Source organism: Bombilactobacillus sp. ESL1092, assembly GCF_058107465.1.
Map to the genome: position 1 here is coordinate 780,905 of NZ_CM176594.1, position 19,343 is coordinate 800,247.

Sequence of the window (19,343 nt, forward strand, 5' to 3'; positions counted from 1 at the left end):
ATATTATTATCTTCAGACACGTTTGAAAACGTTTTTTATTTTGCTATAATAGTTTGTATTATAAACCAACTTAATTACAAAATAAAAAAGAGGAAGAACCATGAAAAAAATTTCAACTGGTTTCATTTATTTTTTTGGTGCATTAGGTGGATTACTTTTCGGTTACGATACAGGCGTTATTTCTGGAGCCATTTTATTTATTCAAAAGCAATTCCATTTAAACAGTTGGCAACAAGGTTGGGTCGTTAGTGCCGTCTTAGCTGGAGCAATCATTGGTTCGGCAATCATTGGACCACTTTCTGACAAGTTTGGCAGAAGAAAACTATTGTTATTATCATCTATTATCTTTTTTATCGGAGCTATTGGTTCAGCATTTTCGCAAGGATTTTGGAATCTGATTATTTTTAGAATTATTTTAGGGATGGCCGTTGGTGCGGCCTCAGCTTTAATCCCCACTTATTTATCAGAATTAGCACCCGCAGAAAAACGTGGTACCGTCTCTAGCTTATTTCAATTAATGGTAATGATTGGTATTTTTATCGCATATGTCACCAACTATTCCTTTTCCGGAATGTATACAGGCTGGCGTTGGATGTTAGGTTTTGCTGCTATTCCTGCTACAATTCTATTCTTTGGTGGATTATTATTACCTGAAAGTCCCCGCTTTTTAATCAAAATTCAACATGAAGATCAAGCTAAGCAAATTCTCTTAAACATGAACCATGGTAACCAGGCTGCTGTAGAAACGGAACTCAATAACATTCATGCTGCTGCTCAAATTAAGAGTGGTGGTTGGAGCGAATTATTTAGTAAAACAGTGCGTCCGGCTTTAATAATCGGTATTGGACTGGCTATTTTTCAACAAATTATGGGGTGCAATACTGTTTTATACTACGCACCAACAATTTTCACCGATGTAGGCTTTGGCGTTTCTGCAGCATTATTAGCACATATAGGCATTGGCATCTTTAATGTTATTGTAACTGCCGTAGCCGTCATTATAATGGATAAAATTGATCGTAAAAAATTATTGAATATTGGTTCCGTTGGCATGGGGACTTCATTATTTATTATGAGTTTTGCCATGAAATTTTCTGGAAAATCACAAATTGCGGCAATCATCTGCGTATTAGCATTAACTATTTACATTGCTTTCTTCTCAGGAACCTGGGGACCAATTATGTGGATCATGGTTGGTGAAGTCTTTCCATTAAATATTCGCGGTTTAGGCAATTCATTTTCTAGCGTCATCAATTGGACTGCCAATATGATTGTTTCGTTAACTTTTCCTTCTTTATTAAACTATTTTGGTACTGGTAGTTTATTTATTGGTTATGGAATTCTTTGCTTCGCAGCTCTTTGGTTCGTGCACAAATACGTTTTCGAAACCAGAAATCGCAGTCTGGAAGAAATCGAAGCAACTCTAAGAAGCAAAAGCCAACAATCTATTCATTAGTTAAAAATGTAAGCCCTTTATTATTGCTTGACTTATAAAAATAAAAGATGTATTTTAGTAATTGAATTAAGTTGGTTTTTTATACAAACTAATTAATTGGGAGGAATTTCTCATGAGTTATTGGAATATTGATAAAATAAAATATGTTGGTCATCAAAACAATACCAAATCTACTCTCGGATTTCGTTACTATAACCCTGACGAAGTGATTGCTGGCAAAAAAATGCGGGATTGGTTACGTTTTTCGGTTGCTTATTGGCATACCTTTGATCAACGACTAGTTGATCCTTTTGGTGATGGTACTGCTATTCGCCCCTATGATAAATACACCGATCCAATGGATAATGCCCTAGCCAAGGTTGACGCTGCCTTTGAATTATATGACAAATTAGGCGTCGATTTTTTAGCATTTCATGATCGTGATTTAGCTCCTGAAGGCGATACCCTAAGGGAAACTAATAAAAACCTTGATAAAATCGTAGATAAGATTGTTGAATACCAAAAAACTACTGGCATGAAAGTTTTATGGAATACTTCTAATATGTTTACCAACCCGCGCTTCGTTGCTGGAGCCGCCACTTCACCATACGCCGACATTTATGCCTATGCCGCTGCTCAATTAAAGCATAGTTTGGAAATTGGCAAGCGTGTTGGTTCTGAAAACTATGTATTTTGGGGTGGGCGTGAAGGCTACGAATCACTTTGGAATACTGATATGAAAAAAGAACAAGAGCATATCGCCCACTTCTTCCATATGGCCAAAGATTATGCTAAAAAAATTGGATTTAATGCTCAAATGTTATTAGAGCCTAAACCAAAAGAACCAATGACCCATCAATATGACTTTGATGCTGCCACTACCATTGGCTTTATGAAAGAATATGACTTAGATAAAGACTTTAAATTAAATCTTGAAGGCAACCATGCCAACTTAGCTGGACACACTTATCAACACGAAATTCGAGTGGCTAGAGATGCCGGACTGTTAGGATCACTTGATGCTAATCAAGGAGACAAGTTATTAGGATGGGACATTGATGAGTTTCCATCTAACTTATATGAAACTGTTGCCGCAATGTACGAAGTTGTTGAAAATGGTAGCATTGGACCACATGGTGGCTTAAACTTTGATGCTAAGCCGCGGCGCTCTTCTTTTGAAGCTAACGATTTATTCTACAGTCATATTGCTGGTATGGATACCTTTGCTGCTGGCTTAAGAGTTGCTGTTAAGCTCAAGGAAGACAAAGTTCTAGAAAACATTGTGTCTGAACGCTATAGTTCTTATCAAACTGGTATTGGCGCAGAAATAGAAAATGGAACTGCAGACTTCAATAGTTTGGAACAATATATCATTGATAAGCCACAATCCGAATTAAGGGCTGCTACATCATCTGACCATCTGGAACAAATCAAAGATATCATCAATCAATATATCATTTCTACTTTGAGTGAATAAATTAATCAAGTTAAAGACTGAGACTGTAAAGATAAAAAGTGCCTAAAAGTTTATGTAACAACCTTTTTACCTTGAAGTCTCAGTCTTTATTATTTTCAAGGAGATGAGTTTCATGGAAAAGTATGTATTAGGAATTGATCTAGGAACTAGCGCAGTTAAAGTATCGGCCGTATCTCAAGATGGAATCATCATTGCACAAACCAGTTCTTCATTTGCAGTTAGTCATCCCCGGCCAGGTTTTAGTGAGCAAGACCCCAACTTATGGGTCACGGGCACCAGCAACGCGATTCAAACATTGCTACAATCTTCTCCCATTCAAGCAAAACAAGTTGAAGGCTTAAGTTTTTCTGGACAAATGCATGGCTTAGTTTTATTGAATAAACAAAACCAAATCTTAAGACCAGCCATTTTATGGGACGACACTCGTACTACTTCGCAATGTCAAGAAATTATGCAAAAAATGGGGCCACGTTTTATCGATATAACTTATAACAAACCGCTAGAAGGTTTTACTTTGCCTAAATTACTTTGGGTACAAGAGCACGAACCAGAAATCTGGCAACAGGCCCAACTTTTTTTATTACCTAAAGACTACTTACGCTATCAAATTACTGGTAATCTAGCAACTGATTATTCTGATGCCACCGGTACCGTCATGCTCGACGCTCAAAAACAAAATTGGAGTTCAGAAATTTGTCAAACATTTAATATTCCACTGAGTATGTGTCCTCATTTAATACCATCCACAGCCTTTACTGGGTTCATAACACCAGCTTTTGCTCAAAAAACCGGCTTACAGACTACTACTAAAACATTTGCCGGTGCTGCTGATAACGCTGCCGGTGCTATTGGTGCAGGTATTTTAAAGCCTAATATGGTTTTATCAAGTATTGGTACATCTGGCGTAATTCTCAAATACGAAACTGACAAAACCAATTATCAAGGCAAACTTCAATTTGAAAGCCATGGCATATCTAATTCTTACTACTCTATGGGTGTTACTTTAGCAGCAGGTGATTCCTTTAATTGGTTTAAGCAAACTTTTTATCCCAATAATAGCTTTGAAGATATGACTGCTGATGCCCAGCAGTCAACTCTGGGAGCTAACGGATTGTTATTTACTCCTTATTTGGTAGGCGAACGTACTCCTTATGCCGATTCACAGATTCGTGGTAGTTTTATTGGCATAGATCGCAATCACAAAAAACAAGACTTTGTGCGAGCGGTTATGGAAGGTATCACATTTAGTCTACAAGATTTATTAGATATTTATACTCAAAATAACTGTCAGTTTGACACCGTAGTCTCAATTGGCGGTGGTGCTAAAAGTCAGTTATGGTTACAAATGCAAGCAGATATTTTTAATAAAAAAGTTGTTTGCTTAACGACAGAACAAGGTCCTGGATTAGGAGCAGCAATGATTGCCGCAGTAGGCTTAAAGTGGTTTGACAGCTTTAATAACTGTGCTAACACTTTTATCCATCTTAATAAAAGTTATACCCCTCAGCCAGATAACGTTCAACAATATCAAGCTTTACATCAAATCTATCAAGAAGTTTATCCCCAAACTAAAAAGATCAGTAAGGAATTACTCAAATTTAAGCACTAAAGTTATTTATAAAATCTTCAAGCGTAAGAATGATTGCTTGGAGATTTTTTAGTTAATAAAGAATATTTAGAACAGCATTTTGTCATAGGGGCCAAAAAACACTTTCTATATATCTTTTTTTTAAAGTTGTATAATTAAACCAACTAAATTCTAAAGAAAGTGTAGGAAAAGCATGAGCAAAATTGCTAGTCGTAAGGCTTTTCATCAAAATAATATCAATCGTGTTTTACAGCAAGTCATTAATAATGGTCCTATTTCTCGAATTGAAATTGCCCGCAATTTAGAACTTAATAAATCATCAATTACCGCTCTATACAATGAAATTGAACAAGTAGGTTATTTGAAAGAAGTTGGTAATGGCTCAGCCTCCAAAAATGGCGGTCGAAAACCCGTTTTAGTTAGTTTAAATGAAAAGTTTGGGTATACCATCAGTATTGATATTGGTTATCGACACCTCCACTTTATGGCTAACTACTTGAATGGCAGTATTGCTTACTACCAAACTAAGGAATTAACTAAGCATAATATTCAAGACATTCTCAAATTAATCGATCAAACCATTGATACGTTTATAAAACAAGAAACTGAGACTACCAATGGGTTATTGGGGATTTGCTTTTCCATTCATGGTGTAGTTTTTCAAAATAAAATTCTCAAATCACCATTTTTAAAAATGGACAATATTGATCTAGTTCAAAAATACCAAACCAAATATCATGTTCCAGTTATTTTAGAGAATGAAGCTAATTTATCAGCCGTTTATGAACGTGATTTTAACGAAGCTAAAAATGAAGACAATATTTTATGTATTAGCATCCACAAAGGAATCGGTGCCGGAATTATTTTAAATCGGCACCTTTACTATGGTTCCAATGGTGCTGCCGGTGAAATCGGTAATTCCTTAATGTTTACCCATCACAATCAATATCAATATGAAAAAGTTGAACAATATTGCTCAGAAGACGCCATCTTAGACACTGTTAAAGAACAAAAACAAGTATCTTCTTTTAATCGCCAAGACCTCGAACAATTACTCCAACAAAACGATCCAGAAGTTCAAGCAGTTTTGGATTCTTTTATCACCTCCATTGCTCGCATTATTTTTAATGCAGCGGTTTCTTTTGCACCAGAAAAAATATTTATTAATTCTCCGCTAATGGAAGAACTGCCAAGTATTTTTAAAGCAATTCAAGCGACCACCAGTGAGTTAAAAATGATTCCTAGTTTACAATTAACTAAGCATTCACACCATGCTATTTTATTGGGAGCATGCTCGTTAATTACACATCACGTTTTAGATTTAGATCAATATGACTTGATTCTGAATAACACTAATATTGATTGATGATCCTGTTCAAGATTTGTTTTTGAATTAAAAATAAAAGACTAGAGCACATTGTAGAAGTTAGATATTATCAGATTAAACCATTCAACTTCTAAACCACTTTGTAACTCTAGTCTTTTATTTTAAGATTGAATTTCTAACAACTCAATCCAACTATTTTTTAACTGATTTAATACACAAAATTGAAATTCCACCAATTAAGGAAAAAGCAAATGAAACAATAAAAATGGCTGAAAAATGGAACCAAGAGATAACCGCCGCCGCAATCACTGGTGCTAAAGCTTGAGTAATAGTATTACCTAAATTATAAATTCCTAAGAAAAAGGCCACTCGATTCTGATCCGGGATAACTTCCAGATTTAACAAATTATCTAAAGAGTTCCAAATACCCATTCCTAATCCGGCAAACAATGAGTAAATTACAATTCCAGCCGTATTACGCACTAAGAATAAGGTCAAAGCACCAATAGCTAAGAAAATCGTTGAGAAACCTACTGGAATTTTTAAAATTTTCAATTTATCAGAAATAGGGCCAGCAGTAAAGCCCATCAAGACACCCAAAATCACCATAATAGTATTAACTAACTGAATGGAAGATTGCGTTTGACTACCACGATGTAAAAAATCAGTCATAATATACAAAATATAACCTGTAATCGCAAAATTGCCGATACCTTGAAAAAATTTACCAATTAATCCTAAATAATAATCGCGACCAACAGACCAAACAGGAAAAATTGCCTTAACTTCTTTCCAAGACCAATGATTATGTGTTTTATCTTTTTTAGAAACTTCAATTTGCTCATCCAAATTAGATGGTTCATGAACAATAATCGTCGCAACTGTAGTTCCTACAAAAGTAAAGATACCAAAAATCAAAAATCCTAATTGGTAATGGCTTAAAAACATTGCTCCAACAATATTAAAGGCATTATTCCCCAAAGCCATCCCTAAGCCACCATAAGCCGAAGAAGCAGTTCCCTTTCCTTCTTCAGGAGCTAAATCTAACCAAGCCACCATTGGTGCCACAATAGTATTCAAAGCAATTTGTCCTAAAATCCAAATCACTAATAACTAAGGAATACTCTTGGCAAAAGATGCCATAATCATTAAGATCATGAACGCTAAAGATCCTCCAAAATCCAAGGTGCCCGCTTGCCGAAACGTGAACGGGTGCGATCAGATAAGGCCCCAGCCACCATATTAGATAAGGCGGCTGCAATCATACCACAAGTTGAAAATAACGCCACAATATTCACCTTATTAGCTGCATCTAAATGCTGAATAATTGCCGGTAAAAATAAACTATTTAAAGTTACATATGGTCCTAACCAACTAGCTGGGCCAATAATCAATCCTGGAACTAAACGTTTTAAAGGAATCGTTAATTTTTTCATAGGTCATCTTACTCCTCTTTAAAATTTTCAACGCGATAATAATCAAAATCCGCAAACGACTGATGTTGGTAAGCATCTACTGCTCCGATAAAATTAAATAATCCTGTAAAACCACCAATTTCACCAGGTTCTCCATTAACGCCTTCATCTGATAGATAAGTAACATCAATCTGATTTTCCAAAATTTTCCATGATTCATTCGTTGAAAAACGGTAACTAACAGTCACCATTCCTGCTTGATACTTCAATTTGAGCTCAATATGCCCCGCAGTTATCGCTACTTCATTAAATAGATGATCAATGCGTTCACCTAATTTGGCTTGTAAAATTCTTAAAACTACACCTTGTTCATCGTCAGTTTGACATAAGCGTGCGTACAACCAGTTATTAGAGTCATAATAAAGTCCTAAACCAGCCGTTTGCGAATAATGCTGTGGTTGAAATCGCAGACTAGTCTGTACCTCATAATTAAAGGAGGTTGCACGAGTCGCCATAATAGATGGATCGTCCTGTGAAAAGAATGAATTACGACCATAAATGCGCAAATGACCTGGATTATCAGTCGTATTAACCCAATCAGAACTCTGTTCATGATAAGGTGTCATAAAACGTAAATCATAAGTCTTTTGTTCAAATTCATCTTGAAAACTATCATGATCATATTGAACAGCAGTGGTTCCTTTCGGAGCAGCAACTTTAATTTTGGCTAAGTTAGAGCCATCTGCCATTTCTAACCAATCTTCTTGATTCCAAACCATTTTTTGTAAGGAAGTTTCACGTCCTAATGGATTTAACTTAGTTGTTGGTAAAGGCCGTGACATCAAATGTGCTAAATACCATTCATGATTAGGAGTTTCAACCAGTGAACCATGGCCTGCTTTTTGCATTGGTGAATTGGGATTATACATTTCAAAATGTCCCGCGTCAGGATCGCCTAGAGAGAAAAGATGATGTGGCGAAGACGTAATAATCGGTTCGCCTGTCGGGTTAGGTTGATATGGACCAAAAATCTGTGATGAGCGACCAATTTCAACTCCATGAGCATAACCAGTTCCCCCCGCAGCAATTAATAGATAATAATAGGAATTATGCCGGTAAATTTGTGGTGCTTCGGCACATCCTCTAGTCGTAAAGTGCGTCGCAACTCGATGCCATGGACCAACTTTGCAAGTTGGCAAATCAATCTGCGCAATGACAATATGTCCTGGAGCTTGAAAACCAGTACGACTTTCCCACTCTAAAATAGAAAGATAATGTTTGCCATCAGTATCATGAAATAAGGCTGGATCAAATCCAATGGATGTCACATAAGCTGGTTTAGTCCACGGACCAGTGATTCTATCAGCCGACATAATATAGGAATCCGCGTTAAATTCACGACCAGCCATATTTTGCATATGCGAAAAAATTAACCAAAATTTCTGTTGGTGTTCATCAAACGATAGATGTGGTGCCCAAATACCAGCTGGTGTATTAGTTCCTCGCAAATTAATTTCTCCAGCTGTTAGTGCATAAGAAATTAGCTGCCAATTTACTAAATCTTTGGAGTGAAAAATTTGAATAGCTGGATTCCAATGAAAAGTGGAATTAGCAATGTAATAATCGTCTCCCACTCTAATGATCGAAGGATCTGGTGCCATTCCCGGAATAATTGGATTATTAATCTCTGACATAAAAACTCTCCCCATTAAAAATATTGATTAATAGCATAATCTGGTTATTAATTAACTGAAATCATGCTATAATGAAAGCGATTTTGTGTCAATTGATTTAGTTTGTTTAGTAAATAAATTAACATTAAGATGTAAGAATTGTCACTTTTAGAAAGGTAATGAAAATTTTGGATCATCATGAAAATGTTATTCCCAATTTAAAAATTGGTGTGCGCTTTTATGAATCAGACGTCACTATCAATGGTTATGTACCCTTTCACTGGCATAGTAGTATTGAATTAGTTTTTGTGATGAAAGGCAAACTATTATTTAACTTTGACGGGCAAACTCATCCGGTATATCCTAATCAATTTATTGTAGTTTCTTCCGGTGTTATTCACGATGTCACTAATACGCCCAATCAATCACTAGTTTTACAAATACCATTACAATTCATCGAGCCTTACCTGACACATCCGGAAAAGTTAAATTTTCAAATCATTGATAACAATTCCCAGCCTGCACAAATAATTATGGCTCTACTTAAGCAATTGAATACCATCGTTCAAACCAAGACTCCCAGCACTAATTTAAAGATTGGAACGATTATCTTGCAAATAATGCAACAATTAATCGACAATTTTGCTCAAAGTCAAGAACAAACATCGGAAAGCACTAGTTATTTAAAAGACATTATCGTTTACATTAATAATCACTTTACACAGCAAATCAAGGTCCAGGATTTAGCCAAAATGTTTGATTACAACGCCAGTTATTTATCCCGCTTATTTAAACAGCAAACCGATATCACAATTACACAATATATTTATAAATTAAGATTAACCGCCTTTTATCAGGATTTAATTGATACTGATTTATCTATTAAAGATCTTATGAATAAATATGGTCTCAAAAATCCTAGAACTACTCGAAATCTTTTTAAAAAAATGTATGGTAAATTACCTATTCAAGTTCGCCAAGAACAAACATCTCTTTAGTTTTACATGATTTAATTTTTTTGAGAGATAGAAAAAGTTTCAGAATAAGTATTTAAAAACAAGCAAATTAGAATTGCCCATATGCCATTTTAATTTGCGCAATTTCCCGGGAAAATTTGCTGGTAGCACTCGCTATTTTTAGCTATATTTAGATTAAAAAAGCAAGGAGCCTTAACCTATGAAAATCCAATTTGCAGCTCAACTCTTACAATTAAGAAAAGAAAAAGGAATCTCACAAGAACAATGAGCTCAAAGTTTAAATGTTACCCGCCAAACCATCTCCAAGTGAGAACTTCAAGAAGCTACTCCTGACCTAAATAAAATCCAGGCGATTGCCGCTTGTTTCAAGGTACCTGTTGAAGAACTGCTCTTTGGTTCAGATTTTAAAAATAAAACTATCCCTGTATCTAAAAACAAAAAGCGCTCTCAGCCTATTAATAATGGTTGGGAATTTTTAGCTCGATATTTTTGGAACATTATTATTGGTGTTTGTGTCTTGGCATTTGCTTTATCATTTTTTATCTAAATTAAGAAAAAAATTACCTCGTTCTGTTGCTCAGATCACACAATTACTAACAATTCCGATTTAAAATCGATTACATCATGGAAATGATTGTTCCATTTTCAGAATTACGGTACAATGTGTCTGTAGGTTGTACATCTAGGAGGGTATTTAAATGGCTTATTTAGATAACGGTAATCAAATCTTTAAAGACGCACGGAAAAATCATTATGCTGTTGGTGCTTATAACACTAACAACGTTGAATGGACACGCGCTATTTTGCGGGCTGCTGAAGAAACAAGAACTCCATTATTAATTCAAGTTTCTACTGGCGCTGCTAAATATATGGGTGGTTACAAATTCGTCAAAGACATGGTCGAAGATCAAATGGATTCCATGAACATCTCCGTTCCAGTTGTTTTGAACTTGGATCACGGTGACTATGACTCAGCCATTGAATGTATCAAATTAGGCTATTCATCAGTTATGTTTGATGGTCATGCTTTACCAACAGAAGAGAACTTGGCTAAGACCAAAGAAATCGTTAAGTTGGCTCATGAACGTGGTATTTCTGTTGAAGCTGAAATTGGTAAAATCGGTGAAAACCAAGGTGCTGAAGGTGGCGAATTAGCTTCTGTTGAAGATGCTAAAGCCTTTGTTGCTGCTGGCGTTGACAAATTAGCTTGTGGAATTGGTAATATCCACGGTGTTTATCCAGAAGGCTGGACGGGCTTAAACTTTGACCGTTTGAAAGAAATCGCTGATGCCGTTGATGTACCTTTAGTTTTGCATGGTGGTTCTGGTATTCCTGAAGAACAAATCAAGAAGGCGATCTCTCTTGGTATTTCTAAAGTGAACATCAACACAGAATTCCAATTAGCTTTCCAAGAAGCTACTCGTAAATACTTTGAAGAACACAAAGATGAAGATAAAGCTAACAAGGGTTATGATCCTCGTAAGTTACTTCTTCCTGGTGCTGAAGCTATTACTGATTCCATGAAGGAAATGATCGGTTGGTTAGGTACTCCATCAATTGATGAAGAATTAAAATCTGCTGCCTTTGATCGTAGCTCCTTAAACGAAGAATAATAACAATTAAATTTATTGACTAAACGCAACTGGCAATTTTTCAGCCAGTTGCGTTTTTTGATTTGGAAATTCGATAAAAACCGTGAAACCTACTGTATTTCTTCAGGAATTGGCTTAAAATATAGGTGAAATAAATAATTAAGAGAGGCTTATCATGAAACCACACCGAAAAAAAGGTTCTTGTACAACAATTCTAGTCGGAAAGAATGCATCCATTGATGGTTCGACCATCATTGCGCGCAATGAAGACGGTAATGCACCGCTGCATCCACAAAAATTTGTTTACGTGAAACCTGAAGATCAACCGCATCATTATCAAGCTGTTTTAAGTAAATTCAATTTGGATTTACCAGCCAATCCGTTAGGCTATACTTCCACTCCGGAAGCTGTTAGTGGTCACGGGCTCTGGGCAGCGGCAGGGATCAATAGTGAAAATGTCGCTATGAGTGCTACAGAAACGATTACCACCAACAGTCGCATTTTGGGGCTGGACCCCTTAGTCGACGATGGCTTAGGAGAAGAAGATATCCCCACCATTGTCTTGCCCTATATCCACAGTGCGCGCCAAGGAGTAGAACGTTTAGGACAATTGTTAGAAGACTACGGCACCTATGAGACTAACGGCATTTGCTTTGCCGATAATGATGAAGTTTGGTATTTCGAAAGTATTGCCGGTCACCACTGGGCCGCAATCCGGATTCCTGATGATTCTTATGTAATTGCTCCTAATCGCTTTAACATTACTGATTTTGATTTTCAATCGCCCGATACCCTCTGCTGTAGCGATTTAGAGGACTTAATTGAACAAAACAACTTAAATCCCGATCCCGAAGGCTATAATTTACGTCATATTTTTGGTAGTGCCACTATCAAAGATACTCGTTACAATAATCCTCGTGCGTGGTTCGGACAAAAATATTTCAATCCCGAATTTCAAACGACACCAATTGATCAAGACTTGCCTTTTATTTGTCAAACAACGAAAAAAATCAGCATTGAAGATGTCAAGTTTGTCTTAAGTTCCCATTACCAAAACACGCCGTATGATGTTTATGGTACAACCAATAGTGCGGAACAAAAGAAATTATTCCGGCCTATCGGCATCAACCGCAATCAAGAGTTACACATTTTACAGATTCGCAATAATGTTCCTCAAGAAATTGCCAGTGTTCATTGGTTAGCCTTTGGCCCCAATACTTTTAACGCAGTAATTCCTTTTTATGCTAATATTAATGATACTCCAGCAACTTATCGCGATACCACTGACCAATTTGATCCTCAAAAAATGTACTGGTTAGCTAATACTTTAGCCGCTTTTGGTGATGGACATTTTAATTTGGTTGAAGATTCCGAGAATGCTTTCGAACAAAAAACGGTCGCCGCTTGTCGTCATTTACAAATTCAAGCCGATCAACAAGCGATTAAAGAAAGTGATGTCCCCAGTTATTTAACCCAAGTTAATGACCAAATGGCCCAAATTTCTTTGACCAATTCGACCGAATTATTAGGTGAGATGGTGGGCTTAGTGGCTCCACGGATGAATTTACAATTTACTTTGCACGATTAAATTAAAGTTGTGACAAAGAGCGGGTCAAAGCTACACTATTACTGTAGCTAGATACAAACTTATGCTTCTGAGAGCAATGTCACATAAAAATTGTGCTCAATTCCGCTTCAAAGCAAAAAAAGAACTTTCCATCCGGAAAGTTCTTTTTTACATATACAACTGATATTAAAACCCAACTATTTAAAATAATGTTGTGCCCAGTCTAAGACTTTGGTTTGATATTGTTGTGGTTGTTTTTGATAAGACTGCGCATGACTAGCGCCTTTCACTAACCACAATTTTTTAGGACCATGGTCATTATCATAGTTAATCCGCGCATTTTTAGTCGGCACGAAAGTGTCTTTAGTACCGTGAATAATAAACAGTGGTACGTGATTATGCTTTAAAGTTTGCGCAGTATCCGCATAATAAAAACTATACTTGGCAATCATTTTAGTAAACATATTAGCGGTTGGAATCAACGGAAAACTTGGCAAGTGAAAGAGGGCCTGTAATTCGTGTTCCAATTCACCCTTAATCGAAGCGTAGCCACAATCGGCGACCGCAAATTTGACTTGCTGCGGCACGTTTAACCCCAAATAATACATAACCGTGGCCGCACCCATACTAACGCCAAATAAACCAATCTGACTCTGCATGCCATTTTTACGTAAAATTTGCTGCACCCAACCTTGATAGTCCTTGCGATCTAACCAACCGTATCCTAAGTATTGGCCACCACTGCGTCCTGAAGCGCGATCATCCGGTGCCAACACATTATAGCCTGCTTGATGGAATAATTTAATATATGCACCCATTGTTAAACTATTATCGCCATAGCCATGGGCTAATAACATCGTTTTCTTCGTCGTCTGAGCAGCTGGATAATAGCGCGCTTTTAAATGAACTCGTGCTTTGTCACTTGTTGTTTGCTGCCAAACTTGCTGCGGCGCTTTTTTGGCCCATAGCTCACTGGTCGTTAATGCTTGACCAGCGTTACGGGCACTGTAGCCCCCCTTTTTAATTGCAAAATTAAACAAATAATAGGCGCCACCCAAATCTGCCGCGAGCAACAACACGACTAAAGTGATCACCAATGCTTTCCAGTGCTTTTTAATCATGCCTGAACCTTCTTCACTAAATCTAACGGTTGCTCAATTAAATCAATGACACCCGCCTGCTGTAATTCTTGAGCCGTACCAAAACCGTACAATACCCCAATCGTTGCTATTTGGTTAGCTTTTGCGCCGAGAACGTCCGTATTACGGTCACCAATCATCAGCGTTTCTGCAGCTGTTAATTGATTATCAGTCAAAGCTTGAGCGATGATCTCTTTTTTAGACATGATTTCACTCAAATCAGCACCGTAAATACCATTAAATTGGTCTGTTAAGTGTAATTCTGCTAAAATTTGACGCGCAAAATTCTCCGGTTTAGCCGTTGCCACAAAAAGTTGTTTTCCTAATTGACGTAATTGTGCTAACATTTCAGTAATCTGCGGATAAAGATTTAATTCTAACCAACCTTTTCGACCATAGTAATCTTGAAAATCTGCAATCAGTTTAGTCGACAATTCACTATGTGCCGGAATTTGACTGTATTGCGCCAAGCTTTCCATCAAAGGTGGCCCAATGAACTTCCGTAGTTGGCTATCAGCTGGGACTACTAAGCCTTCCGTTTGATACGCAAACTTCAAGGAATTCATAATTCCTAAGCCACTATCAACTAGGGTTCCATCTAAATCAAAAAAAATATTTCTTAACAAATTAATTCCTTCTTCACAATTTTTTTACAAAATAAGACTACAATCATTCGTATATCATAATTGAGGTGAACTCATGAAAGGTACTAACGTCCAAACTGGTCTGAGTCAACAACAGGTGCAAGAACAGTGCCAGCATGGCAATACTAATCAGGTCAAAAATCAAAATTCCACACCAATCTCTAAAATTATATCAAAAAATCTGATTACTTTATTTAATCTGGTCAATTTAGTCATTGCCATTTTGATTTTTAGCACTGGTCGTTTCGCTAATCTGTTCTTTTTAGGACCCGTCGTCGCCAATTTTATCATCGGTACATATCAAGAAATCCACGCTAAAAGGCAGTTGGATCATTTAACTTTTTTAAATCGCCAAAAAACCCAAGTTCTCCGTGCTGGACAGCAAACTACGGTCTTTCAAGATGAATTAGTCTTGCATGATCTCGTAATCTTACAGCGTGGTAACCAAATTCCCGCCGATGGTCGCGTTCGGCAAACCTCCCATTTAGAAGTTGATGAATCTAACCTTACTGGCGAATCAACTCCAGTCATTAAAACCGAAAATGATCAAGTTCTATCCGGCAGTTCCGTTGTTAGTGGCCAGGCCCTGGTTGAATTAACGGCTGTGGGGGAGCAAAGCTTTGCGAATCGCTTAGCAAATTCTGCCAAGCAACAACAGCACAATGTTTCACAATTATTAAACATCATCAACCAAATTATCAAAGTTCTCACCTATATCATTGTCCCCTTAGGATTGTTGCTCTTTTGGAGCAGTTTTCAGCATTCCCATAATTGGTCAGCGGCCATTTTAGGGACCTCCGCCTCCATTATCGGCATGATTCCTCAGGGACTCGTCTTACTAACTTCTGTGGCCCTGGCCGTTGGCGCGGTTCACTTGAGCCATAAACAAGTCCTAGTCAAATCTATGACGGCGCTCGAATCCTTAGCACGCGTTGATACACTATGTTTAGACAAAACTGGCACCATTACCACGGGCAACCTGCAATTAACTCAAGTAATTGCGGAAAGTTTAACTACGCAACAGTTGTTAGCCATTAGTCAAACTATCGTTCGTGCTACCAATGAAACCAATGAAACGGCCCAGGCCATTTTAACAGCGCAAGAACCAGCAGCTGATTTACCAGCCATTGAGAGTATCGTAGCTTTTTCTTCACAACGTAAATGGTCCGCCGTTAATTTAAAACACCAAGGCTCGTTTGCCTTAGGTGCCCCGAATTTTATCTTACATGACACTGACCAAATTAAGCGCGCGCAAACTTATGCGCAACAAGGTTATCGTGTCTTGGCTGTCGTCCAATCACCAAAACTCATTACTGAAACCATTGAACAGCCACAACTCTTAGGCTATCTTTTGATTCAAGATGAAGTGCGACCGACGGCGGCTAATACTTTTCAATATCTTCAAACGCAAGGTGTCGCTTTAAAAATCATTTCTGGCGACGATCCAGCTACCGTTCAAACCATTGCGCAACAAGTTAATTTAAGTACCGACATCAAAGCTATTGATATGTCCAGTGTGGCTGTAGACCGTCCCCTCGAAGATTACGGCCAAATTGCCCAAAAATATACCGTTTTCGGGCGCACTTTACCGGAGCAAAAGCAAAAATTAATCAAAGGTTTACAACAAAACCAGCACCAAATCGCCATGACCGGTGATGGAGTCAACGATGTTTTAGCAATGCGCCAATCGGATTGTGGCATTGCTATTGCGGGCAACAGTGATGCCGCTGAAAGTGCTGCCGACTTTGTTTTATTAAACCAAGATTTTGATTCCATGATTTACGTTCTGAATGAAGGGCGGCGCGTTATTAATAACATTGAACGAGTAGCAGCCTTATATCTGATTAAAACTATGTATTCAGTGCTGTTAACCATTTGTTTTATTGTTATGCGCACCAACTATCCTTTTCATCCGGCACAATTAACGCCGATTAACGCTTTAACCGTAGGAATTCCCACCTTATTTTTAGCCTTGCAGCCTGATTTTCGTCCTCCTGAAGGCCGCTTTTACAAAAATGTCATGCAAGTGGCGTTGCCAGCTGCTTTAGATATTACATTATTTGTAGTCTTACTTGTCTTATTTGGTACTAAGTATCAACTTCATTACCCATTAACTTCTACCTTGGCAGTTTTTGCCGTTAGCATGATCAGTTTTGCTGCATTATGGACTATCTCGCGCCCCATTAATCGCGGTACACTAATTATTTTCACCCTCCTTTTTATCACTAATCTACTCATGTTCATTGGTTGGGGTAAACCGTTTGAGCTGTTGAATTTGTTTCACCATCAACAACTTTATTGGAGCTTAATCATCCTAATCACCTTTTATCCGGTATTTAAAATTTTACGTGAATTTCTGGTCCGTTACTGCTTCAAATAATACCGCGACAAAAGTCGCCTAAAAGCTGAGGAACGATTAAGCAAAAAATTGAAGTTTGACTTTGTAAACTGAATGATTAATTTGTTGTTAACCATCATTTAAATTAAATCAGAATTGGGCCTTTAACAGCTTGTTTGGCATCCGCAATCACCAATCCCATTTCTTGATCACCTAATGCTTTAGTGGCGGTTCTCAGATTTTGTTGATTGATAATCGTAAAAGCATAATTTAATTGCACCGCTAGTTTCACTAATGGCTGACGATAACTATGACTCAAACGACCATTAATATACAAATGATACTGCGGATATCTTTGCATGACTTGTTTAACTACTGCTAAATTTTGCACTTGGCGCACTTGTGCTACCGTTAAAGCTAACGCGACTCGCTCTTGAAAATTACCCAAAAATTTACGTTTTTCATCGGGTTTTAGTTGCGGCTTGCCAAAAACATTTTGCTTTAAATAGTCTTCTACACTTGTCATTTCTACACCTAGATTCATCAAAGATGATACTTTTTAACTTGATACAAAGTTTTCAAAATTCGATAATTAGCCTGACCAATACTTTTAACATGCTGCAAGTTATACGTATGGGTTGCACTTTGACCATGTTGCCAGTAATGATACAATGGCGTAGAGTCCACATAGAAGCGACTTGTCAACGCCACGTATTTGATATTAAATACCTGATCTTCCATCAAAGACAAGTCGGGTGCAAAAGTTAAATGATGCTTGCGAATCGTTGTCAGACGATAAACTTTATTCCAGGTGTAACCCATAACCGAGCCATTTGTCATTTTAGTTATTTGTTTAACTAATTGTGCTTGCGAATAATAAGCTGGGGGCAATGGTTGGATTTTATTGAGGACTTTCTTCGCAGATTCTTTAACAAAACCACACACGGCTAAGTCTAATTGTTGATCTTGAAAGCACGTTAAAAAATAATCGGTAAATTGTGGTTCCAGCCAGTCATCACCATCAATAAAAGTAATTAAGTCCCCCTGTGCTTCTAAGATTCCCCGATTGCGAGCCGCCGAAATGCCTTGATTAGTTGTCTGACTGATTAACCGAAAGTTAGCGTGGTGTTGGACAAACTCTTGGGCAATCGCCACCGTTTGATCAGTGGAAGCATCATTAACCATCAACAATTCAAAATTCTGATTAATTTGTTGAACAATGGACGTTAAACTACGTCGGAGCAATTGTTCTTCGTTATACAAAGGCATCACTAACGTTAATTTCACTATAAACTGTCTCCTAATTTTCAATACCTATATTGTATTAATTTCAGTGAGGATTCTCAATGCAAAGAATTTTTCAATTTTCTAACACTAATAATTTTCGAGAATTGGGCGGTTATCCCACAACCGACTACCGTCACATTCGCTGGCACAAAATTTTGCGTGCCGGTTACTTAAGCGCCTTAACACCGCGTGAATTGCGCTACTTAAAGCATTACGGCTTACGCTACAGTTTTGATTTGCGATCTGAATATGAACGAAAAAATTGGCCGGATCCCGAGACTTCATTTTTAACATTAATTGCCGCACCACTCTATGCAGCACCTTCTAGTACTACTACCGGTGATAAGCTTTATCAAACATTGCCCCCGGACCAACAATTTTCTGGGTTACCCGGCATGTACCAACAAGTTGTCTTAGATCATTATTCCCAACAAGTTTTTTATCATTTTTTCGCGGTTTTATTAGAAAATCAGCACCCCAATCAATCCGTTGTCTTCCATTGTTCAGCGGGTAAAGATCGCACAGGCATTTTAGCCATTTTACTACTCCTAGTTTTACAAGTACCCATCGACTATATTACGCAAGATTATCTCCTGACTAATCTCATGTACACCCACGCCACTGATCTAGCTTATTTAGATAATCCTAACGATCAAACTATTCAACAAATGAATTTCACACCCGCGGATCAAGCTGCTGTTGTGGCTATTCAGACGGCCGTAACGGCAGTGTATGGTTCCTGGTCAAAATTTGAACAACAAATTCTGGGTTTAAGCCCCACTAAAAAAGCACTTTTACTTCAGTTATACACTACCAAAGATTCCATATAAAAGAGTCCCTTCATCAAGTTCGTGATCCAGTTACCAATAAGTAGCAACTGTGAT

General features: G+C 37.5%; 16 protein-coding genes. 9 read left to right on the forward strand and 7 right to left on the reverse strand.

The window, feature by feature from the left end; all coding sequences use genetic code 11:
* The first annotated feature begins 100 nt into the window (after positions 1-100).
* From AC3B6Y_RS03580 to AC3B6Y_RS03595, 4 genes are all read left to right on the forward strand, one after another.
* Positions 101-1,456: a sugar porter family MFS transporter gene (locus AC3B6Y_RS03580; RefSeq protein WP_489769425.1), complete on the forward strand. Its 1,356-nt coding sequence runs from the start codon at positions 101-103 to the stop codon at positions 1,454-1,456.
* Between the two features lie 112 nt (positions 1,457-1,568).
* Positions 1,569-2,912 carry a xylose isomerase gene (gene xylA, locus AC3B6Y_RS03585; protein ID WP_489791421.1) on the forward strand — a complete coding sequence of 448 codons (1,344 nt, stop codon included), beginning with the start codon at positions 1,569-1,571 and terminating at the stop codon, positions 2,910-2,912.
* Positions 2,913-3,024: 112 nt separating this feature from the next.
* Positions 3,025-4,521, forward strand: a complete 1,497-nt coding sequence (xylB, locus tag AC3B6Y_RS03590; RefSeq protein ID WP_489769423.1) for a xylulokinase — start codon at positions 3,025-3,027, stop codon at positions 4,519-4,521.
* 172 nt (positions 4,522-4,693) lie between these two features.
* Entirely contained in the window at positions 4,694-5,866 is a 1,173-nt protein-coding gene (locus tag AC3B6Y_RS03595) for an ROK family protein (RefSeq protein ID WP_489756780.1), read from the forward strand.
* 153 nt (positions 5,867-6,019) lie between these two features.
* On the opposite strand, the gene AC3B6Y_RS03600 is transcribed toward AC3B6Y_RS03595, so the two are convergent.
* From AC3B6Y_RS03600 to AC3B6Y_RS03610, 3 genes are read right to left on the reverse strand one after another with little or no spacing between them, the layout of a single operon-like run.
* Positions 6,020-6,934 (reverse strand): MFS transporter, encoded by a 915-nt coding sequence (locus AC3B6Y_RS03600; protein ID WP_489791422.1) that lies wholly within the window; start codon positions 6,932-6,934, stop codon positions 6,020-6,022.
* Positions 6,935-6,990: 56 nt separating this feature from the next.
* Positions 6,991-7,263, reverse strand: coding sequence for a hypothetical protein (locus AC3B6Y_RS03605; RefSeq protein WP_489791423.1), 273 nt, complete (start codon positions 7,261-7,263; stop codon positions 6,991-6,993).
* An 8-nt stretch (positions 7,264-7,271) separates the two neighbouring features.
* A complete protein-coding gene (locus AC3B6Y_RS03610) occupies positions 7,272-8,936 on the reverse strand; it encodes a glycoside hydrolase family 43 protein (protein WP_489756782.1) in 1,665 nt (554 codons plus the stop codon).
* 158 nt (positions 8,937-9,094) lie between these two features.
* Here AC3B6Y_RS03610 and AC3B6Y_RS03615 point away from each other — a divergent pair, with 158 nt between their 5' ends.
* The 3 genes from AC3B6Y_RS03615 (at position 9,095) to AC3B6Y_RS03625 (ending at position 13,072) form a co-directional block, all read left to right on the forward strand.
* On the forward strand, positions 9,095-9,913 hold the full coding sequence (locus AC3B6Y_RS03615) for a helix-turn-helix transcriptional regulator (protein WP_489756783.1): 819 nt from the start codon (positions 9,095-9,097) through the stop codon (positions 9,911-9,913).
* A 677-nt stretch (positions 9,914-10,590) separates the two neighbouring features.
* A complete protein-coding gene (fba, locus tag AC3B6Y_RS03620; RefSeq protein ID WP_489756784.1) occupies positions 10,591-11,505 on the forward strand; it encodes a class II fructose-1,6-bisphosphate aldolase in 915 nt (304 codons plus the stop codon).
* A 154-nt stretch (positions 11,506-11,659) separates the two neighbouring features.
* Positions 11,660-13,072, forward strand: coding sequence for a C69 family dipeptidase (locus tag AC3B6Y_RS03625; protein WP_489791425.1), 1,413 nt, complete (start codon positions 11,660-11,662; stop codon positions 13,070-13,072).
* Between the two features lie 176 nt (positions 13,073-13,248).
* Here the strand turns inward: AC3B6Y_RS03625 and AC3B6Y_RS03630 are convergent, their stop codons facing one another.
* A complete protein-coding gene (locus tag AC3B6Y_RS03630) occupies positions 13,249-14,172 on the reverse strand; it encodes an alpha/beta hydrolase (RefSeq protein ID WP_489791426.1) in 924 nt (307 codons plus the stop codon).
* Positions 14,169-14,816, reverse strand: a complete 648-nt coding sequence (locus AC3B6Y_RS03635) for an HAD hydrolase-like protein (RefSeq protein ID WP_489791427.1) — start codon at positions 14,814-14,816, stop codon at positions 14,169-14,171. Before AC3B6Y_RS03635 ends, AC3B6Y_RS03630 begins: the two co-directional genes overlap by 4 nt.
* A gap of 73 nt (positions 14,817-14,889) precedes the next feature.
* Here AC3B6Y_RS03635 and AC3B6Y_RS03640 point away from each other — a divergent pair, with 73 nt between their 5' ends.
* Positions 14,890-17,214: an HAD-IC family P-type ATPase gene (locus tag AC3B6Y_RS03640; protein WP_489756788.1), complete on the forward strand. Its 2,325-nt coding sequence runs from the start codon at positions 14,890-14,892 to the stop codon at positions 17,212-17,214.
* Between the two features lie 103 nt (positions 17,215-17,317).
* Here AC3B6Y_RS03640 and AC3B6Y_RS03645 read toward each other — a convergent pair whose 3' ends face one another.
* The gene (locus AC3B6Y_RS03645; protein ID WP_489769418.1) at positions 17,318-17,698 is read right to left on the reverse strand and encodes a YueI family protein; all 381 of its coding nucleotides are present in this window, start codon (positions 17,696-17,698) and stop codon (positions 17,318-17,320) included.
* 17 nt (positions 17,699-17,715) lie between these two features.
* The gene (locus tag AC3B6Y_RS03650; protein WP_489769417.1) at positions 17,716-18,459 is read right to left on the reverse strand and encodes a glycosyltransferase family 2 protein; all 744 of its coding nucleotides are present in this window, start codon (positions 18,457-18,459) and stop codon (positions 17,716-17,718) included.
* A gap of 59 nt (positions 18,460-18,518) precedes the next feature.
* Here AC3B6Y_RS03650 and AC3B6Y_RS03655 point away from each other — a divergent pair, with 59 nt between their 5' ends.
* A complete protein-coding gene (locus AC3B6Y_RS03655; protein ID WP_489791428.1) occupies positions 18,519-19,289 on the forward strand; it encodes a tyrosine-protein phosphatase in 771 nt (256 codons plus the stop codon).
* Positions 19,290-19,343 lie beyond the last annotated feature (54 nt).

What these genes read in the sequence shown, in the direction of transcription:
- AC3B6Y_RS03580 (WP_489769425.1), top strand. Translation starts at nt 101, where the DNA reads ATGAAAAAAATTTCAACTGGTTTCATTTATTTTTTTGGTGCATTAGGT.
- xylA (WP_489791421.1), top strand. Translation starts at nt 1,569, where the DNA reads ATGAGTTATTGGAATATTGATAAAATAAAATATGTTGGTCATCAAAAC.
- xylB (WP_489769423.1), top strand. Translation starts at nt 3,025, where the DNA reads ATGGAAAAGTATGTATTAGGAATTGATCTAGGAACTAGCGCAGTTAAA.
- AC3B6Y_RS03595 (WP_489756780.1), top strand. Translation starts at nt 4,694, where the DNA reads ATGAGCAAAATTGCTAGTCGTAAGGCTTTTCATCAAAATAATATCAAT.
- AC3B6Y_RS03605 (WP_489791423.1), bottom strand. Translation starts at nt 7,263, where the DNA reads ATGAAAAAATTAACGATTCCTTTAAAACGTTTAGTTCCAGGATTGATT.
- AC3B6Y_RS03610 (WP_489756782.1), bottom strand. Translation starts at nt 8,936, where the DNA reads ATGTCAGAGATTAATAATCCAATTATTCCGGGAATGGCACCAGATCCT.
- AC3B6Y_RS03615 (WP_489756783.1), top strand. Translation starts at nt 9,095, where the DNA reads ATGAAAATTTTGGATCATCATGAAAATGTTATTCCCAATTTAAAAATT.
- fba (WP_489756784.1), top strand. Translation starts at nt 10,591, where the DNA reads ATGGCTTATTTAGATAACGGTAATCAAATCTTTAAAGACGCACGGAAA.
- AC3B6Y_RS03625 (WP_489791425.1), top strand. Translation starts at nt 11,660, where the DNA reads ATGAAACCACACCGAAAAAAAGGTTCTTGTACAACAATTCTAGTCGGA.
- AC3B6Y_RS03630 (WP_489791426.1), bottom strand. Translation starts at nt 14,172, where the DNA reads ATGATTAAAAAGCACTGGAAAGCATTGGTGATCACTTTAGTCGTGTTG.
- AC3B6Y_RS03640 (WP_489756788.1), top strand. Translation starts at nt 14,890, where the DNA reads ATGAAAGGTACTAACGTCCAAACTGGTCTGAGTCAACAACAGGTGCAA.
- AC3B6Y_RS03645 (WP_489769418.1), bottom strand. Translation starts at nt 17,698, where the DNA reads ATGACAAGTGTAGAAGACTATTTAAAGCAAAATGTTTTTGGCAAGCCG.
- AC3B6Y_RS03655 (WP_489791428.1), top strand. Translation starts at nt 18,519, where the DNA reads ATGCAAAGAATTTTTCAATTTTCTAACACTAATAATTTTCGAGAATTG.